The sequence below is a fragment of the Synechococcus lacustris Maggiore-St4-Slac genome (genome assembly GCF_024345595.1).
Lineage (GTDB): Bacteria > Cyanobacteriota > Cyanobacteriia > PCC-6307 > Cyanobiaceae > Synechococcus_D > Synechococcus_D lacustris.
This window is the reverse complement of sequence record NZ_JAGQBK010000016.1, coordinates 18,983-38,302: the sequence shown is the minus strand read 5'-3', so window position 1 is coordinate 38,302 and position 19,320 is coordinate 18,983. Positions and strand designations below refer to the sequence as shown.

The following is a 19,320-nucleotide window of genomic DNA, read 5'->3' as shown; positions in this document are numbered from 1 at the left end:
GGTGAGGAAGTGGGGCCAACAAGGTGGCTTTAAAGGGCACTTCAGCACTGCTATTAGCTGCAACAAGCACTTGGCTTGGAAGTTCAAGGCGCAAAACATCAACCCCTGCATAACTAGCCGTTAATAACAATCCATTTGTGCTGCGATTCCAAACCATCCCCTTAATCAACTGACCATTGGCATCAATAAGCTCTGGATCAGCGGCAGTTGATGAAAAAACTAAACTAGTTATCTCAGCTGTTTGAGCCGTTAGTTTTAGATTTTTTTGATCAGAAAATAGAACTTGTTGGTTCGGTCCCTTACCATTTGCCAAAGGTAGATTATTTTCATCTACAACTAGCTGAACCCCATCTAATGAAGGGCCACTGGCAGGCTGGATCACAAATCTGTGATTGTAGCTGCGCCTATCACCATCGGCATCTATAACTGCCACTGCAAAATTAAATTGCTCTTGATTCAATATCGTAGGTAGTGCATTAAAAGTCCAACTGCCGCTAGTTTGAACGCTCAGGATCCCCAAAGGGGTGCTAACGCCCGCTGCTGCTGTTGCACTGGAGTAGGTAGTGTTATTTACAATTAATTCCCAGCGAGAGGAATTTGCAAAATCTGCATTGGCATAGGCGGAAGCATCAGCACCAACCGCGGAACTAAAACCACCGGTGCTGTCTATTGCCCTGCCCCATCTGCCTGAAGTGGAAGCACCGGCAGCTATGCTACTAGTGGTGCCACCGCTGCTATTCACTAGCCTTAAAGCTGGGCGGTCGTCGTGAACAGTTAATGCCGCCGAAACAGAGGAGATACAGCCATCAGCAGCTTGGAGTTGCAATGGTAAGTTTTCAAAAACTAATGGGGCAAAGCTACCGTCTTGATTTTTTACCAGATGGCTTGGCATAGGGCCAAGCAACTTAGCTTCAAGATTAACCACACCACTATTACCAGCTGCTATCTGCAAAGCAGTTTGCTTTAAATTGAGGCTAGCTACCGCATTGCCAGCCCAAAACAAAGTGAGGGTGTCGTTCGAGCCCAAAGCACTTGTTACGGCAAAGCTATAAAGGGAGTTTGATGATGGATCCACTAAATTAGCTGTTACATCATTACCATCACGGAACAACTTTATTGCAGCTAAACCAACAGATGTGGGATCAAAGCCAATAGATGTGGTATCTAAACTGCCCGACTGTATAACTAAATTAGCCGTATCAGTAATTCCAAAAGAAAGGGCCGAAGCATTTTCCCCTCCTGCATTGGGCAGCTTATCTTCATTAAGGATTAGGCTACGATCATTACTGCCGCCAAAAATTGGCAAGGTATTCAGTGTTATTTTATGGTTACTAAGTGTTAAATCACCATCACCATCGCGCACACCAATTGAGAAAAACTGTGAGGCTGCTGAAGTTCCGCTGGCAGCCGGAATAAAAGTCCAACTACCCATGCCGGATCGAACATCCGTGCTAATTCGTAAAATCCCTTTACCGGAAATATCAAAACTGCGATCCTGCAAATCATTAATCACACCACTGGCAGTAACTAATTGCACATCAGCGTCATAGGAACCGTTGCCATTTGCATCGATAAGCAAACCAAGCGATGCCTTATCTGCCCCAGGCGAGATCACAAACGAACCAGATTTAGCCATTCCACCGAAACAAGCTGTTGTGGGGCCAGAAATCAGGGGAGCCTGGGGTCTGTCGTCGAGGATGGTGAGCGGAATTGAAATTGTTAGATTATCTGCAGTAGATGCGGCGGCAGACGAATCACTAAACAATAAGCTTATACCCTTTAAATCAACAGCACCTTGCCAAACACCTGATGGGCCTATTTTGCTGTAGTTATTATCAGCTAAGGATAATATGTGGCTTGGCAAAGCGCCTGATAAAGTTGCTTTAACTTCTATGGAAGCATTGCTGGCGGGTGCAAGCTGGGGAACACTTGGGAATTCAACCTTGAGCAGTTCAATATTATTGGCACGGGCCCTTAGGGTGCGCGCCGCACTTATGCCATAGTCCCAAATGATCGGATTGCCGGCCCCATCGCTGCTGATCGGCGAACCATTTGAATCGAGCAGGCTTAGGCCTGTTATGGATTGGGAACTTCCCTCAAGGGGAACCAAGCTAGAGCCGAGTTTCAGTGCGCCAGTGTTAATAGCAAAGCTACCCGTTTTCAAATTAATACTTGTGGTGCCTGCATTGGTAAATGCGGTATTTGGCCCCTCGGCTCCTGCTAAGGGCAAATTGTCTTCATCTAAAACTAAAGGATTTGAACTCGTTGAATAGGATGAAACATACACGGCAACTCCAGCTGCCGCAGCATAATTATTTAAACCATAACCAACTCCATCACTACCGCTACGTTCTTCGGAGCTCACTCCTGGTAATGAGCTGTAGCTAAGAAAAGCACTATTTAATAGTGCTCCGTTTGGTATATCAGGGCTGCCAACAACTAAACTACTATCGCTTAATTTAGCTTGGTAGCTAATTATGATCGATTCACCAGCAGCCAATTTAGCAATAGTGCCATGTAATAACTGGGGGCCAATATCTAGCGCCAAGCCAAAAGTATTTGGAGATGCCTTTATAGATGAAGTGATCAACTGCAGCTGAGCTCCATTTGAAGCGTTTGGAAGCCGATCACGCAAATCGATATCAAAGGCGGTAGCAGTACCCCTATTAGTGATAACAAGCTTATACCCAACTACACTATTTTGAGAATTTTGAATGCTATCCAACTCATATAAATCAGCAGATTTCTTCAGCTCAAGCAAAGGCTCCCTAAGCAGCAAAGCATCCGAACTCACTTGAATTGCATCGGGGCCAACCAAATTGCCAGCCTCAAGCTTTGCCGCGTTGGCCAGGCTCCTGCCATTTACATTTATAGGTTTTTGATTGGCAACAACAACATCAAATTCAAGAATCAAAGATTCAACCTGCTGATCAGATGTGTTGCTATTAACTACATTTCCAAAGGCCCAGGAAAGGTTAGCGCCCGCCACAATTGGGTCAGTATATTTAGCTGTGGGGATAATCGCAAGGTTGGAATCAATTGCCGTGAAATGGTAATTCGATTCGTTTGCTAAATTAGATAGGTTCAACTCAGAAGAAGCCTGGCTTGCCAATGCGAGCTTGCTGCTTCCTGGTAAATATGAAATGCCTTCAGGCAGGAGATCTGTTAACAATACATTGGTTGAAGTGCCACCTGGAAAATCCGCCTGCAGGCGATAACGCAATACCTCGCCAATATAGATATTGGCAGCGCTGCTATCAGCCACACTGCTTGATTGCAAAGACTTTCTAAATCCAATTGAACGGGAAGCAATTGTTGCTGTAGAAGCTGCTGCATAATTATTTAATCCGCCAGTTGTAGCGCCTTGGCTGCCATTGCGTTCACCACTGCCGGTGCCAGAACTATTTTGTGAGTTTGCACTACCAGTTTGGTTAATAGAACCCATCTCTGTTCCATTTTGCGGCAAACTTGAATAGGCAACAGTTGCAGTATTATCAAGAGAGCTGTTGATTTGCAGCGCTGAAGTTAACTGTCCGCTATAGCTAAAACTAAGCGATTGACCCAGATTTAAACTTGGAACAAAAACCGACACACGATCGGCCGGGGCGCTTGAAGCTGATGTTATTGAGTTATCTATTGCACCAGGAATAGATTGCGTATTTACAGCTTGCAAATTAAAGCTATTGCCTAGATCTGTTAGGGGATCATCAATTAACAATTCAAAGGCTGCTGCCGTGCCGCCATTGCTGATGGTGATGGTATAAGTTACAAGATCGCCAGCTTGAAAACCACCCGAGGGGGGCGCTGAGGCAAGCTTCGTGATGCTGAGTTTAGGCTCAACGATGGATTGCTTTGGAGCAGTGAAAGTTTCGCTATATTTAGCGTTATTGGGAACATTTTGAGTATTGGGATTATCAGTATTAATAGTTGCCGTATTTATCAGATCAACCTTAGCTTTATTGCTTGGGATATTGCGAACCCTAGCATTAAATTCCGCAATCACAGATTCAATAGTATTGTTATCACGATCTAAGTTAACAACATCGCCAAGATTCCAAGTGAGGGTTTGATTGCCATTACTTAGGATCGGCTGGAACAACTCTGTGGGGATTAGTGAATTATTATTTCCAGATGCTGCAAGATAGTAGTTAGCCAAAAACTGGCCATTGTTCCAGGTGAGATTTGATGCAGAGGCAGATGCAAAACCAAGCCGAGCGCTGCGATCATCAATAAATTCAAAGCCTGCGGGCAATGAATCAACAAATTGAAGCGCCTTTATATTGCCCTCTGGCAGCTGAGCCTGAAGGCGAAAGCGCACAATCTCACCAATAGCCAGATTATTTACTGAGCTACTTGGTTCAGAAGTTAGGCGAGCGGTTTTTGTTGCACCAAAACCACGGGAATTAATCGAAACAGAAGTTGATTTAAAATAGTTATTTGGTGCAGTGGAATCACCGCTGCCATTGCGCTCGCCATTATTAGCCCCACTTACGCCGGGGGTGCTGCTACCGGTGGGGTTAGTGGTGCTGCCCCTTTCTCCAGGCAAACTGGTGTAGCGAATTAAGGCCTCGTTGGTTAGCTTGCTGCCAGGTTGCAGGGCAGCCAATAAAACACCGCTGTAATTGAAAGTTATTGATTCATTTGGCTGAAGCTGATCAGCTAATAACTGCACCCTATCGCCAGTGGCAGCACTTGCGGCATTGGTTATGGAACTGCTAATGCTGGCATTAGCAAGCGCTGGCTGGCTATCAATAGCAACTGATTGCAGATCAAAATTAGCGCCCAAGTTACCGAGTGCATCTTCTACTTGCAGATTAAAAGCAACTGAATTTCCTAAATTTTTTAGAACAACCTTGTAGTTGAGCAGATCACCAGCGTCGCTGCCAGATGATGGAACTACTGTTTTTGTGATCTCAAATTGAGGTTCAACAACGGTTGCGGTAACTTTGTTAGACTGGGATTTAATACCATTAAAATTAAACTGGCCTGAGTTCTCAAGGGTTGTTCCTTTTTTTGTTGCCGAAATATTATCTACGAGTGCATTAAACTCCAAGATCACAGATTCAGTGACGCTATTATCACGATCCAAATTAACCAGGTCGCCAAGGGCCCAGGTGAGGGTTTTACTGTTATTGCTGAGCGCCGGGGCAGGGGCCGCTTGAGTGGGTAGTATCGAAGAATTATCACCATTGCCTGGAATAAAGAAATTAGCAATCGGATTATTAGTTAGATTCCAGCTAAAAGTATTGGCATTAGTGCCCGCAAGTGCTAACTTAGCGCTCCCATCATTTAAGAACGACAAGCCCGCAGGCAAAACATCAATAAGTTCGAAATTATTTAGAACCCCCTCTGGAATATCTACTTGAAGCCTGTATCTAATAATTTCGCCTATCGCAACGTTATTATTAGTTGTGCTCAGCTCAGAGCTGCTAACAATTGCTTTTTTAACCTCGCCGGTTCTTAGGGATAAGCTGGCAGTTTCAGAAATCGATTGAACACCTGGAAGAAATGTATTTACGCCTGAATTTTCAGAGTTTGCATAATCTTCAATTACAGCCTTATTTGTTATGAGGCCACCATTGTTAGCCAGGGTTGAATAGGCGCTAGCCTCAACCACAGCATCAAATGTGATTACGGCAATATTGCGACCACTAGTAGCGCTATAGCCATCGATGGCGCCACCATTTACGCCATCAATTCCACTCGCTGCTGTTGCACCAGGATCAGCAATCATTACACCGCTAGCTGAAAAGAAGTCAGCAGCTGTTGCAGTAGTTTGATCAGGCTTTGTGTAAGTTAAAGCAGCACCAGTGCCATCTACAATTGCAAGGTTGCCATGGTAACTAAGGCCCGCTGGAATTTCATCGCGAATTTGAACATTAAAAGCACCGCGATAGCTGCTGCCAATATTTTCAATTACGATCACATACCGAAGAATATCTCCAGCATCTAATTTTGAGATATTGGAATTAAGAATATTATTTTTAATTGCACCAGTTGAGCCATTGCCTCCTGATTCACTGATAGCTGCGCTAGTTAAGTTACCACTTACAAATGGCAAGCCCGTGCTTCCAGCCGCTGCAAATACAACACCTCCATAATTACGGGCGGGGGTATAACTAGCGGCGGTTGAACCGCTATCTCTAGTGCTATTTAGTACCCCTTTGCGGATCTTTAGATCCGGCGCTAGGTTCTCTGCTGTTGCTACTGCAAGATCAGTGCTGTGCTGCGTGCCATCGGAGGAAGTGTAAGTTAGTTGAGAGATATTAGTTTGAGATAGCCGATCAGCCATGGCAGCTGCAGTTGCCTTAACTGTGTAATAGATATCTAGTATTTGTTGTTTATTTAACACATCGGAGCTATTTGGTAGCGATGCTGTTAATTGGTTTGTGCCGGGCCCCACCAGGATCTGATTGTTCGTGAGTTGAGGTGCAGTGTGTTCACTGCCGTAGGCAAATGTTCCAGCAGCTGGCGGTTGGGAGGGGCTAGCGCCACTACCAGAATTTTCAAAAACAGAATTTATTGCATCAATGGCCACATTGAATGCGGGGGTTGGCAACCAATCACTTAGGCTTACCCCTTGAAGATCACCAGTTGGTAATATTGCCTTAAGCCTGTAGGTAATACTATCGCCGGGGGCAAAAAGCAAGGGAGCAACAAATGCTTGGCCATTGCGGGCAACAATTGTTTTCTCAAGAGTGGGCTGATAAATTCTTAAATTTTCCGCACTTACATCTTTAATGATTGTATTTGTGGGTGCAAAGCCAGCAGAACTGGCAATGTAGTTATGGATGGTGCCATTTAAAGTTACGTCGTTGCGCAGGGTATCAGCAGCCTTAATTGTTAACCCTGCTGCTTTTGGCGCAACAAATTGATCGTCTACCTTTACCTTGAATAAAATCGAACCCTGGGTTGCACCAGCCTTAGCTGCAACCAAACCACCCTGCAATATGCCATCATCAGCCCGAGCAAGAGCGGCACCAGTTAGCCATTCTGAAAGCTTAAAAACAAGCTTATCCTTGCCCAATTCATAGTCTTTAGTTGAAACCAAATAGCGATCTAGATAGGGTATAAATGCACCATTTGTGAGGCTTTCACCCTGCTCTTGCAATTGTATTTTAGCCGTGCCAGCGAGGTAGCTAAGCCCATCACCCAAAATATCCTCAATACTTAAATCACCAAAGGCAAAATAATCTGAGATCTGAAAATCCAATTTAAATTCAATCGTTTCCCCTGGTAAAACCTGCCCTGCCAGCTCTTGCCCATCAGGGCTAAAAGTTTCAGGTTTATCATCTGTTTTTTGAATAGCCAATGCTTTTGCAGTGATCGTTTCAGGCTGGGGATCTTGATCAACTACTTCTAAATCAGCGCTGCTTCCAAGCGGCGGGTTAGTCCATTTCCCGGCCAGTGTGGCTGTATTTGTGAAAGTGATTGGCGTCGCTGTTGCCTGGTTTAAAACCTGGGGAATATAAAATGATACCAATGCCTGCAGATCAACATCACCAGTGGAGCCAGTAACCGTTCCATAATTAATAATCAGCTCATTATTCGCCGCTGTAACAGCCGCATTAAGTTTTGGCTGCTTTTCTATTAGTGCAGAAGCTGAAATTAAATTTTGAGCTAATGCATTGGTACCTAAATAGATTGGCCCGAGCGGTAAGTTATCATTGATTTTTAGATCCTTAAGGGTTTGGCCGGCGGCCACATCAATATTTAATTGCCATTTACGGGCAAAGTTAGGGCCACTAGCTGTTTCAAATTCAGGGGTTAGTGGATCCTTATCCAGCTGAATAACTTGGGGAATTATTAAACCTGGCTGTGAAACAGCTTTTACTGGAATGTCTACATTGCTGTTATCGAGGGCATCAGAGCCAAGGGCGTAGCCGCCCCCTGCCTGTATTGCAACATTGCCCAATGTGGGGTTTGTGGCAGATACCGCAACGGGAACCCGCAGTTCAAGGGCCGGCGCATCTGCGGCATAACTACCAACGGGAGGTTTCCAAATTAAAAGGCGATCACCCTTATTGCCCCTGAGCAACTCACCGGTGTAAGGGTGCTTAAGGGTGTATGGACCACTGGGCTCAGGCCCAGCAAAACTGAGCACATTTGCATTAAGGCTGCCACCAGCCCAACTGGCAGCTCCAAAGGCCAGGTGCTGGCTAGGTGCTGGCACCAGGAGCTCAAGCCAAGGGGAAAAACCGGTTGCCGCCTGCTCTTTTAAACTAAGAACAAGGGTGCCTGTTTCGCCATAAAGAATATTAAGGGGCGTAGTTAGAAGGCTTACAGATGGTAAAGGCGCCAAGCTGTCTGAAAATAACTAAAGCCAACCTACACCACGAAGATTAGCAAAAAATAAAGACAACTATAAAGATAGTATTAATACTAAATTCTAACGGGGGGGTGACTATTAGGGATTACTCGCTAACATCCAGACAAGCTAAGATCAATTCATGGGTCAACACAGAATTTTCAGTCGACTACTTAGTGGTGGGTTCACGGCTATTTCATTTGCTTTAACCGGTTTTTCGGCCCTGCCCAGCTGGGCCGCCTGCATCCCAGATCCCTTTGGCGGTGAGGTGTGCACCCCCAATCCGATTTTGCCTACTCCGCCAAGCAGCGGCCCTGCAGCGGCATTACCCCTGGTGGAAATAAACCGCGTTTTTACCAATCTTGCCCCCATCGCCACCCACAGCAACTGGCAAATCTTCAGCCAACAACTGCTTGAGCCCCTGCCCCAAAAAATACCGGCGGCCACTGCCAATTTGGTGGCCCCTGGTCCTGAAATAAACACAGATCCGGCCTATCGCTTTGCTAATAATCCTGGTGCCTACTACAGCGAGCGCGATGGTTGGCGTTTGCGGGCCTGGGGCGGCACCAGCGGCGGCACGCTGCTGCCTGCGACAAATGGTTATGGATCAAGCAAATTAACAGGTGGCTATTCAGCTGGGTTAAAACTTGATTACGCCATAACACCTCGTTTTAGAGCTGGTATTTTTGGCAGGATTGCCGAACAAAACATCCAGGCAGGTGGCATCCGATGGTTTAATTCCAGCTCCGTTAATTTGCAGGAAACCGGTGGTGGAATTTTCGCCCAATACCAAACGCCAGATTGGTTTTTAGATGGGGCCTTGGGTATTGACTCTGTTACTGGAAGCAGCCCAATTCAAATATTTAATAGCAATTTAATAGGCATTCGTAGTTACCACACCAGCAGCAGCGGTAATGCATTTAATGCCGCCATTCAAGGCGGCTTGCGCTGGAAACTTTCTGAAAGCCAACTGCTTGAACCAAGCCTTCTATTAAGCAGCACAAACCTAAATTTAGCTGGAGTTAATAGCAGTATCGGCGGCCTAGATCTTGGTGTTACTTGGAAAGCACCCATGCGCGATGGTAAAAATCTATTTACCCCCGCTTTGAGGTTGGCTTGGTTGCAGCGGGGTTTCCTTGGCAATGTGCCCAATAGCCCAGTATCGATGGCAACCAGTGGGCTTGGCCTCCAAGGCCAGTTGAATTACACCTTTGCGAACAACACCGTTATCTATGCAAGAGGCGGCGCAGAGCTCTACAGCAGCAGCCCCCTCTGGAATGTGGGCGGCGGCCTGCAACTGCGTTTTTAATTAAGCAGTTGCCTTAATTGTCGCACCCGCTGGAGGTCTACTGGGTTAAAAAGTTGGCCATCACACTTCAGCGAACTAGCAACAATTACCCCATCAACCAAAGGTGCCATATCAGCAGCATTCTGGTTATTGCATCCGCTACCAATCAAAACTGGCGCACCATGTGCTGCAGCGCGGGCAGCTTCAAGATCAGCCATTGAGGGGGCGGAACCAGTTGCCACTCCACTGATTATTACCGCATCAGCGCCAGCCCTTTGCAGCGTATCTTCCACGGCCTCTGCCATTGGCTGTGCTGCTAATGGGTAGGCATGTTTAACCAACACATCGGCAAATATCCCCACATCATTGATATTTAGTAATCTTTTAAGCCGCATTAATTCTGCGGCCCTGCCTTGAATCAAACCTTGATCGGTAACCATTGCGCCGCTGAGCACATTTACGCGCACGTAACTGGCACCACTTGCCGCAGCGATTGCAAGGGCAGCTGCCCCATCATTGCGAAGCACATTTATACCCACCGGCAAGCCACGGGCGGCAGGCACCACCGCTGCGGCAATAACTGCCATGGCCGCCACGGTTTCCGCTGGCACCGCCCCTGCAAAAAATGGGCCATCACCAAAATTTTCCAGCACCAAGCCTGCGGCACCTCCACCTATGTAGGCATCAGCATCAGCCAATGCCCAGCGTTTTACAGCTTCCATATCTCCACCCCAACGGGGGCTACCCGGCAGGGGCGGCAGATGCAATACCCCAATTAGGGCTGTTGGCGTTTCGAATAATTGTTGCCAGGGTGTTGCAACGGCCAAAGGTTAGGTTTAAACGTTGGCCGATGCTGCCATGGCCGCTGAAGGGTTGATCACCAAAAAAGCAACAGTTGCCTTCTCGCACCTTGGTTGCGAGAAGAACCGCGTTGATACCGAGCACATGCTTGGTTTGCTTGCTGCGGCTGGCTATGGCGTTAGCGCTGATGAAGCAGAAGCCAATGTGGTGGTGGTTAACACCTGTTCATTTATCCAAGATGCCCGCACGGAATCAGTGCGCACCTTGGTGGAACTGGCGGAACAGGGCAAACAAATCGTGATTGCAGGTTGCCTTGCCCAGCATTTCCAAGCGGAATTGTTGGAGTCGTTGCCGGAAGCTCGCGCCATTGTTGGCACCGGCGACTACCAACACATCGTTGAGGTGCTCGAGCGGGTGGAGGCAGGCGAAAGGGTAAATCGTGTAAGTGCCGTGCCCACCTTTGTGGCCGATGAACATCTACCCCGCTACCGCACCAGTTCCGAGGCAGTTGCATACCTCAAAGTGGCTGAAGGTTGCGACTATCGCTGCGCCTTTTGCATCATTCCCAAACTTCGCGGTGATCAACGTTCACGAACGATTGAATCGATCGTTGCCGAGGCTGAGCAACTGGCGGCCCAAGGCGTAAAAGAACTGATCTTGATCAGCCAGATCACCACAAACTATGGCCTTGATCTCTATGGCAAACCGCAACTAGCAGAACTGCTGCGGGCCCTTGGCAAGGTGGAAATCCCCTGGATCCGCGTGCATTACGCCTACCCCACCGGCCTTACCCCTGAGGTGTTAGCCGCCTATCGCGAGGTGGCAAATGTGTTGCCTTACCTCGATCTGCCCCTGCAGCACAGCCATCCAGAACTACTAAAAGCAATGAACCGCCCCTGGCAGGCGGGCGTTAATGCTGAATTGATTAAACGCATCCGCAGCCAATTGCCAGATGCCGTGATGCGCACCACCTTCATTGTGGGTTTTCCAGGTGAAACAGAAGACCATTTCAACCACCTACTGCAGTTTGTGGAAGAGCAACGCTTCGATCATGTGGGGGTGTTTTGTTTCTCGCCGGAGGATGGCACCGCCGCCGCCAGCCTCCCTGATCAAGTGCCAGCTGCCATTGCCGAGGAGCGTCGCGGCCGTTTGATGGAAATCCAGCAGCAGATCAGCGCTGAATGCAACAGCGCCTGGGTGGGGCGCATCGTTGATGTGTTGATCGAACAGGAAAATCCAGCCAGCGGTGAATTAATTGGCCGCTGCTTAAGGTTTGCCCCTGATGTGGATGGCGAAGTGCGCATTCACCCCGGCAGCAATGGCGTTAGCGCCGCCCCGGGCACCATGGTGCCCGTGCGCATTACCGCCGCTAGCGTTTATGACCTTGAGGGGGAAGTGGTGGGTATTGAAGCGATGCTGGAAAACGAAAAGAACGCCGCAAGGCGTTCCTGATGGGTAGATCAAACCCGCCGCTACGTAAGCAACGCCAAATTTTTCTTTGGGCATCAGGCCTTAGCACCGCCGGTTCCTTTGCCGGACTCACCGCAAAGGGTTGGGTGTTGATGAATGGCACCAGCAATCCCCTGGTGCTGGCCCTGCATTTTGCCCTGCTATCACTGCCAACTTTGCTGGTGAGTGGCCCCGCAGGGGTGGTAACCGATCGCCATGGCTGCGAAAAGGTGCTGGTGTGGGCCCAATGGGGCCTGTTGGCCGGCGGCAGCCTCGGCGCCATAGCCATCCCCATCAGCAGCGGCCTGAATCAAGCCTTGCTGCTACTGCTGAGCACCCTGGTGGTGGGCATAGCAAGTGCCTATGAGCTCACCGCCCGCAATAAATATTGCTCCCTACTGGTGGATAGCCCCCAGGAGCTTGGCGCATACCTCACAAGTTTTTCTGTGGTGTTCAACGTGGGCAAGTTGGTGGGGCCACCGATTGGCGGCTGGCTGGTGGCCTTCACCGGCCCTTCCCTTGCTTTATTGCTTGATGCCAGCTCCTACCTGTTACCCATAGCAACGGTGGTGTGGCTATTGCACCCCCGCCGCGATCAGGAAAAACGCAGTGGCCACGCCATGGGCACCAGCCTTGGCGCCGCCTGGCGCGGCTGTGGCATACCGCTTAGGCAAGCGCTTGGTTTCACCGCATTGTTTTGTTTAGTTGGATTTTTTCACCCCGGGTTAGCCCCCTACATGGCCTTCAAATTGGTGGGTGCTAGCCCCCAGGATTTGGGCTTGTTCACCAGCATCCTGGCTGCTGGCAGCATCAGCGGCGGCCTAGTGCTGCAACGCCATAGCTTCTGGTTAAGCCAAAGGCCAGGGCTGCTTTTGGGTAGTTGCGGCTTGGTAACAGCCTTAGGACAACTCGGCCTTGCCATTGGCGGCCAACCCTTGTGGAGTTTGGCGATGGCCTTCGCCATTGGCGCCGGCACGGCAGTGCTGCTATCGGGTGCAAATTTGATCTGCCAAGTGGGGGCACCACCCCAATTGCGGGGGCGCATGGCGGGGCTTGCCCAGATCGCATTTCTTGGCGGCGGCGGCCTCAGTGGCCTGCTGGCAGCTGGCATAACAATGGAATGGGGCCTCAGCTGGTGCTGCGCCCTGCTTGGAACCATTGGCCTGGGGCTTGCGATGGCTGAACTGTGGCGCCACGGCAAGCAAAAACTAGTGCTGGCCGATTAGCACTGCGCTCAGATCAGCTTGATTCCCTTCAGCAGCTTGGTGAGCACCACCGCAGCGGTTAAACCAGCAGCTAGAAAGCCAAAATAGAAGGCGATACCCATGGCGGCAGCTCAATTAAGCAACTATTACAGCAGAAGCGGAGCTGGATAGCGATCAAACCGACTAAGGTTTCACCACTAAGGCGCTAGTTGCTGCCATGCGCACCCTGTTTGTATATCCAGAGTTCCCCAAAACCTTCTGGAGCTACGAAAAGATCCTGGAGTTGGTTAACCGCAAGGTGCTCTTGCCACCTTTGGGTTTAGTAACGGTTGCTGCCCTACTGCCGCAGCAATGGCAGATGAAGCTGGTGGATCGCAATGTGAGGGAGGTAACGGAAGAGGAGTGGAACTGGGCGGAGCTGGTGGTGATCTCCGGAATGATCGTGCAGAAATCAGATATGGCGGTTCAAATTGCCAAGGCAAAGGAGCGGGGCCTACCCGTAGCGGTTGGGGGCCCTTTTGCCAGCTCCACCCCTGACGCCCCTGAACTAAATCTGGCTGATTTCAAGGTGCTTGATGAGGGGGAGATCACCCTGCCGATGTTTATCGAAGCAATTGAACGGGGTGACACCAACGGCAGGTTTAGTTCAAATGGCGAAAAACCAGATGTAACTTCCACCCCGGTTCCACGCTTTGATCTACTTGAGCTTGATGCCTACGATTCCATGAGTGTGCAGTTCTCTCGGGGCTGCCCATTTCAATGCGAATTTTGCGACATCATCGTGCTTTATGGCCGCAAACCACGCACCAAAAATCCTGAGCAATTAATAGCTGAACTGCAAGCGCTATACGACTTGGGCTGGCGCCGTTCGATCTTTTTAGTAGACGATAATTTCATCGGTAATAAGCGCAATGCCAAGTTGCTGCTGCCCGCCATGCGCGAATGGCTCAGTGAAAGGGGTTATCCCTTCAGTTTTGCAACAGAAGCATCGGTGGATCTCGCAGCTGATGAGGAGCTGCTGCAATTGATGGCCGAGTGCCGCTTTGAATCGGTTTTCCTTGGCATTGAAACTCCAGATGAGGCGAGTTTGTCGGTGGCGGGAAAGCATCAAAACACCCGCAGTTCCCTGGAGGAAGCGGTTGATCGCATCACCTCCTATGGCATTCGCGTGATGGCAGGTTTCATCATTGGCTTTGATGGTGAACAGGCTGGCGCCGGTGATCGCATTGTGCGCTTTGTGAGCCTCACTGGCATACCAGCGGCAATGATGGGCATGTTGCAAGCCCTACCAAACACAGGCCTATGGCATCGGCTTGAGAAAGAAGGGCGTTTAATCCAAGAAAAAGCAGACGCTAAAGGCGTGAATCAAACCAACCTATTGAATTTTGTGCCCACACGGCCGATTCGTGAAATTGCCAATGAATACGTACAAGCATTTTGCCAACTCTATGAACCAAATGCCTACATAGATCGTGTTACCCACTACTACCTAAAGATGGGTAAACCCCGCTGGCACGCTTTCTATAAAGCAGAAAAATCCGATCAATCCAGCTTGCCTAGCCTCACAGACATAAGGGCACTATCGATTGTTGTGTGGCGCCAAGGTTTCAAACGCAATACCCGCTTCCGCTTCTGGAAATCGCTTGCGATTATCGCCATGCGCAATCCAAAACTGCTTGAGCAATTCCTCGTGGTACTTGCCCACAATGAACACTTCCAAGAATATCGCGGTGTTGTAACTAAGGAAATCCAAGATCAAATGGCAGCCCTACCACTTGAGCCAGCGGTTAGCGCAACAGAAGCCAACAGTGAAAGTAATCGCGAGCTGCAAACTGTTTAATCCTGCACATAATCTTTACCATTTTCCAAGCAGGCTTCCGCCCGCTGTAGCTCACGGCCTATGTATAGGGCATGGTCTAATTTGGAAATAAATAGTTGCTCATTTGTTTCAGTTAAGGCAATACCTAATTCTTTAGCACTTCTACCCTTAAATATTTTAATTGGCTCCCGGGGGGCACTGCCTTTGCATGCCAATACTTCGCCGGTTTCAGGGTTGGTTGCTAAACCCTGTTCATTGATGCCATTGCTAAACCATTCAACGATTAGTTCTCCCTTCTCGCGATCGAGCTTGATCAACACATAGCCGTTGGGATCTAGTTGAATCGTTCGCTGGGATAGCTGTGCATCTAAGCGCATGCGCTCCTCTGGGCTAAATGTTGCCATGGCTGCTGCTCGATATCGGTCCATTCTGCCCCTGGAGCGGTATTACCCCAGCACTAAAGGGCAATTCAGCATTAATCGCTTCCACCTCCTGGAGCTGCTGCCCATTTGCGAGCGGCAGCCAGCGTTTTATCAACCCAGCAAATTGCGGTTCATACCAACGGTGCAAGCTGGCATGGGGCCGTGCCACAAAACCACGGCGGCGTTTATGGCTACCGCCGGCCCCTGGATCAAACTGCTGAATACCCTCAGCGATGGCCCATTCAATAGGCGCGTAATAACAAACCTCAAAATGTAAATTCTCAAGCTCTAGATCTGAACCCCAATAACGCCCCCATAAACTATTACCCTCCCGCACGCATAGGCTCATCGCCAGGGGCTTATATGGATCAGCTTCTTGGGGATGGGCACTAAATAAAACCAGATATTCACTTAATTGCTGCGCTGCTAATATAAAGAAATCTTCGGTTAAATACTTACTACCCCACATGCCCCATCGGCGGCAGTGGTCTTCATAAAAGCGATGCATTCTTTGCAACAAGGGCAGTGTTATTGCATCACCACTTAATGGCGTAATCACAATACCTGCGGCCGCCACCGCCTTCCTTTCCCGCTTTATATTACGCCGTTGATTAGCATTAAAGCTAGCTAAATAACCATTAAAATCTTTATAGCCTGGGTTGCTCCATAGGCTTTGTTGATTCAACCAACTGCTGCAACCAGCAGCTTCTGCATAGGGCTGCCAATTAGGATCAACATATAAAAAATTACAACTCAATAATTTATTGCGTTCGCAAAAGCGATCGATTAATTCGAGCAGCAGCGTTGTTAACTCCTGGGGGTTTTCCCCAGATGCAAAAAAGAAGCGATAACCCAATACGGGGCTAACGGGGCTCATTCCCACCAATTTTGGGTAGTAGGCCAAACCCAGCTGACCTGCCAGCTGGGCAAAGGATTGATCAAACACAAATTCGCCATAGCTATGGCCCTTTAGGTAGAGGGGCGCTACTGCAATCAGTGCATCAGCACGCCACAGGCTGAGATGGCATGGCTGCCAACCCTGTTTTGATTCAATGCTGCCGGAGCGCTCCAGCGCCTCCAGCCAATGCCAGCGGTAGAAGGGCAATTCAAATTGCTGCACCAACTGATCCCATTGCTGCTGGGGTATTTCGGCCAGTTGGCGGTGCCAGCGGGCCTCCAATGCTGAATCCAGCGTCACAGTTGGCCTAGGAGCTTCTGCAAAAGCTAATCAGATTGCCGTTCCCTGCGGGATTGCGCGATGATCAAAACAAGCTGCGCCCAATTGGGGATTAGTAAAAATGTTTTTAATGGTTTTGCAAATCCCAATTCTGTTTATGCAGTTGCCTGGTTTTGGCGGCGGCAGTTTGCTCAGCCTTGTGCGTCCCCAAGTGGAAGCCCACATGACCCGCGAATGTTTAAAAGCTTTGGGTAAAGCTGAAAACGGTTTATCTGGGTTGCAGGGGCTTTGCAGCGATATCGCAAGGCCCGCCAGTGTTTGCGTTGTGCAAGAGATTGAACGCAATGGCAGCATGCTGCAGGTGGCAGCAGAGGCTTTAGCTGGTAAGCCAGGCCCCGTGAGTATGCAGGTGGCAGCAACTTGTATTAGCAAATTAATGGATGCGGCCCGCCCCAGCTGGGATCAACAATTTCCGCTTCGCTGAATTTGATATCTCACTAACAGCTCTCCACCAGCGATGGGCCGCTGTTCCAGCAATTGCCAGCGCTGGGGTTGCAATTCAAATCCAGCTGGCAACCAATGCTTATCACCACCCAAAAGCAGCGGGCAAATTGTGAGCTGCAATTCATCCACCTGATCCGCCTGCAACAGGGCAGCCGCCAACTGAGCCCCCCCCAACAGCAGCACTTGCTTAAGGCCCTCAGCCGCCAATTGCTGCTTTAAGCCAGCCCACGGGCCCAGGCGCAACAAGCGTTCAAAGCCATCTGGCAGCGGCGCTGGATTGGTTTCAAATGGCGCCAGCAGCCAGCGGCTAAAGGGTTGCTGCCAAAAAGGCCAATCGGGATCAAAGCCAGGCGGCGTGCAACTGCGGCTCACCACAATCAGCGGCGGCTGGCTTGGTTTGGCCTGGCTCAACCTTTGCTGTAGCAAATCAGGCTGGTGAATTACACAGCTGCTGCGGTGGGCCCTCAAACTGCCAGCGCCGATCAAGCAGCAATCAGCCCAAGCCAGCGCTTCCTCCAACAATCTGCGATCAGCGCTGCCCCCCAACTGGGCTGCTCCCCCCTGGGGTGGCGCCAGGCGTCCATCCAGGCTTAGGGCCAGCACTAAGCGCAGGCTCACACCAGCGCTGCTTCTGCATAAATAACAGCTGCATTATTTGGGCTTTCCTGCAAATGAATCCTATGCAGCGCCGCTCCAATCGCTGCAATTGGTTGATTTAAACGATCGGATATATGCAGGGCAATATTTTCAGCTGTGGGCACACAATCAACAAAAAACGGCACATCTTTATTTAAAAAAGTGTGATCAAAAGGTTCCACAACTAAATCCTGCACCAGCTTTTGCAATGCCGCTAAATCACAAACCATGCCAGTGCGGGCATCGATCTGTCCCCGCACGGTTACTTCAAGAAAATAGTTATGGCCATGGCCGTGGGGCCTGGCGCATTTTCCGTAAATCTGTTCATTTTCTTGCTGGCTTAACTCCGGCCGCGCTAAGCGATGGGCAGCGGAGAAATGGGTGCGGATCGTGAGAAAAGCTTCCATTGCATTACCGAGATAATCGGCCCAAAGGGTTGGTTGTTCGTAAAGGCGTAGGGCCTTAAGGGGGAGCAGGGGTTGCAAGCGTTGCCATATGGCATGAAGCAACCACTCGGTGGTGGGCAGGGCCGCCTCTGCCCTTTGCTCCACGGCAAATTCAGGCCAAGTGTTGTTTAGGCAATGGAAATCCAAGGGATCCGTTACCTCTGCGCGAATGGCATGCTTCACCTCAGAAAGGTTGAGCACCATGCCATCAGCATCTAGCACCCCTTCCATAAACACAATTAGTTCGTAGTTGTGTCCGTGGCCAGGCGCCTGGCTGCAGGGGCCAAAGCGGCGTTTATTTTCTGCCCCATCCAGTTCCGGCAGCCAATAGTGATGGCTAGCGCTGAAACAGGCCCTACGGGTGATCACACAAGCCCTGCCCTGCCCGTGGGGGGCAAGATCAGCCGTGGCAGCATGCCCATTCACCTGTGCTGCCACTGTTAAGGCTCTAAAGCCCATGCATTCTAAGGATCCCAGCCTGCCACTGAAACAACAACTTCAAGGCATCAACATCTACCTAATCGGCATGATGGGTTGCGGTAAAAGCAGCGTTGGCCCTGCCCTTGCAGAGTTGTTGGGCTATCGCTTTATCGATGCCGATGGGGTGATTGCCGCCGCCGCCGGCTGCTCCATCAGTGAAATATTCAAAACAGAAGGTGAAAGCGGCTTTCGCCAATTGGAAGGGGAGGTGCTTCAGCAGATCAGCCAATGGCATTCGCTTGTGGTGGCAACCGGTGGTGGCGTGGTAACCACAACCACAAATTGGGGTGCCCTGCGCCAGGGTTTAGTGGTGTGGCTACAGGTGGAACCAGCCCAGCTATTGGAGCGCCTGGAGGCCCAACCCGGGGATCGCCCTCTGCTGCAACAGGCAAACCCCAAAGAGCAAATAATTAATTTGCTGCAGGACCGCGAACACCTCTATGCCCAGGCCGACCTGCAAATCGCAGCGGGCAACTGCGATCCCAAGGCTCTAGCCAGCAAAATATTGGCTGCCTTACCAGGGGTGCTCAAGCCTCCAGGCGCACCGCAAACCACTGCACCGTGAATCCAGGCTCCAACTCCAAGGCGCAGGCGGTATCCAGCAACCGTTCCGCCTGGGCGGTGCCATTAGGAAGCGCCGCTAAATCCTCGGGCAATTGCTCCAAACGGCTTAATTGCAATTCAAGCCACGCCAGGGTTTCGGCGGCCGTAAGGATCTGCTCACCCTCGATTGGATCAAGCACCACGTAATGATCTAAGGCCCGAATCAAGGGATCAGACATGTT

Annotated in this window: 14 protein-coding genes; 6 read left to right on the top strand and 8 right to left on the bottom strand. The window is 49.8% G+C overall.

Annotation, left to right across the window (positions count from 1 at the left end; translation table 11 throughout):
* A partial coding sequence (locus KBY68_RS10310; protein WP_255097092.1) for a hypothetical protein occupies positions 1 to 8,302 on the bottom strand: 8,302 nt, incomplete at its 3' end.
* A gap of 148 nt (positions 8,303 to 8,450) precedes the next feature.
* Between KBY68_RS10310 and KBY68_RS10305 the strand changes: the two genes are divergently transcribed.
* Complete coding sequence (locus KBY68_RS10305; protein WP_255097091.1) at positions 8,451 to 9,617, top strand: autotransporter domain-containing protein; 1,167 nt, start codon at positions 8,451 to 8,453, stop codon at positions 9,615 to 9,617.
* Here KBY68_RS10305 and KBY68_RS10300 read toward each other — a convergent pair.
* The gene (locus KBY68_RS10300; protein ID WP_255097089.1) at positions 9,614 to 10,423 is read right to left on the bottom strand and encodes a BtpA/SgcQ family protein; all 810 of its coding nucleotides are present in this window, start codon (positions 10,421 to 10,423) and stop codon (positions 9,614 to 9,616) included. The genes KBY68_RS10305 and KBY68_RS10300 overlap by 4 nt on opposite strands.
* A 31-nt stretch (positions 10,424 to 10,454) precedes the next feature.
* Here KBY68_RS10300 and rimO point away from each other — a divergent pair, with 31 nt between their 5' ends.
* Entirely contained in the window at positions 10,455 to 11,849 is a 1,395-nt protein-coding gene (rimO, locus tag KBY68_RS10295; protein ID WP_255097093.1) for a 30S ribosomal protein S12 methylthiotransferase RimO, read from the top strand.
* Positions 11,849 to 13,072, top strand: a complete 1,224-nt coding sequence (locus KBY68_RS10290) for an MFS transporter (protein WP_255097088.1) — start codon at positions 11,849 to 11,851, stop codon at positions 13,070 to 13,072. The genes rimO and KBY68_RS10290 overlap by 1 nt, the downstream gene beginning before the upstream one ends.
* A gap of 8 nt (positions 13,073 to 13,080) precedes the next feature.
* Here KBY68_RS10290 and petL read toward each other — a convergent pair whose 3' ends face one another.
* Positions 13,081 to 13,173 carry a cytochrome b6-f complex subunit PetL gene (gene petL / locus KBY68_RS10285; protein ID WP_106500344.1) on the bottom strand — a complete coding sequence of 31 codons (93 nt, stop codon included), beginning with the start codon at positions 13,171 to 13,173 and terminating at the stop codon, positions 13,081 to 13,083.
* A 95-nt stretch (positions 13,174 to 13,268) separates the two neighbouring features.
* Between petL and KBY68_RS10280 the strand changes: the two genes are divergently transcribed.
* Positions 13,269 to 14,891, top strand: coding sequence for a B12-binding domain-containing radical SAM protein (locus KBY68_RS10280; RefSeq protein ID WP_255097087.1), 1,623 nt, complete (start codon positions 13,269 to 13,271; stop codon positions 14,889 to 14,891).
* Here the strand turns inward: KBY68_RS10280 and KBY68_RS10275 are convergent.
* Together KBY68_RS10275 and KBY68_RS10270 are read right to left on the bottom strand one after the other, a co-directional pair.
* Entirely contained in the window at positions 14,888 to 15,274 is a 387-nt protein-coding gene (locus KBY68_RS10275; RefSeq protein ID WP_255097086.1) for a DUF4346 domain-containing protein, read from the bottom strand. The genes KBY68_RS10280 and KBY68_RS10275 overlap by 4 nt on opposite strands.
* Positions 15,261 to 16,490: a GNAT family N-acetyltransferase gene (locus tag KBY68_RS10270; RefSeq protein WP_255097084.1), complete on the bottom strand. Its 1,230-nt coding sequence runs from the start codon at positions 16,488 to 16,490 to the stop codon at positions 15,261 to 15,263. The genes KBY68_RS10275 and KBY68_RS10270 overlap by 14 nt, the downstream gene beginning before the upstream one ends.
* 109 nt (positions 16,491 to 16,599) lie before the next feature.
* Here KBY68_RS10270 and KBY68_RS10265 point away from each other — a divergent pair, with 109 nt between their 5' ends.
* Positions 16,600 to 16,953 (top strand): hypothetical protein, encoded by a 354-nt coding sequence (locus tag KBY68_RS10265; RefSeq protein ID WP_153062421.1) that lies wholly within the window; start codon positions 16,600 to 16,602, stop codon positions 16,951 to 16,953.
* Here the strand turns inward: KBY68_RS10265 and KBY68_RS10260 are convergent.
* Positions 16,932 to 17,591, bottom strand: a complete 660-nt coding sequence (locus KBY68_RS10260) for a RibD family protein (protein WP_255097082.1) — start codon at positions 17,589 to 17,591, stop codon at positions 16,932 to 16,934. The genes KBY68_RS10265 and KBY68_RS10260 overlap by 22 nt on opposite strands.
* Entirely contained in the window at positions 17,588 to 18,514 is a 927-nt protein-coding gene (locus KBY68_RS10255) for a 6-carboxytetrahydropterin synthase (RefSeq protein WP_255097081.1), read from the bottom strand. The genes KBY68_RS10260 and KBY68_RS10255 overlap by 4 nt, the downstream gene beginning before the upstream one ends.
* On the opposite strand from KBY68_RS10255, the gene KBY68_RS10250 reads away from it, so the two are divergent.
* A complete protein-coding gene (locus KBY68_RS10250; protein ID WP_255097080.1) occupies positions 18,513 to 19,100 on the top strand; it encodes a shikimate kinase in 588 nt (195 codons plus the stop codon). The genes KBY68_RS10255 and KBY68_RS10250 overlap by 2 nt on opposite strands.
* On the opposite strand, the gene KBY68_RS10245 is transcribed toward KBY68_RS10250, so the two are convergent.
* Entirely contained in the window at positions 19,063 to 19,317 is a 255-nt protein-coding gene (locus KBY68_RS10245; protein ID WP_255097079.1) for a CRR7 family NDH-1 assembly protein, read from the bottom strand. The genes KBY68_RS10250 and KBY68_RS10245 overlap by 38 nt on opposite strands.
* Positions 19,318 to 19,320 lie beyond the last annotated feature (3 nt).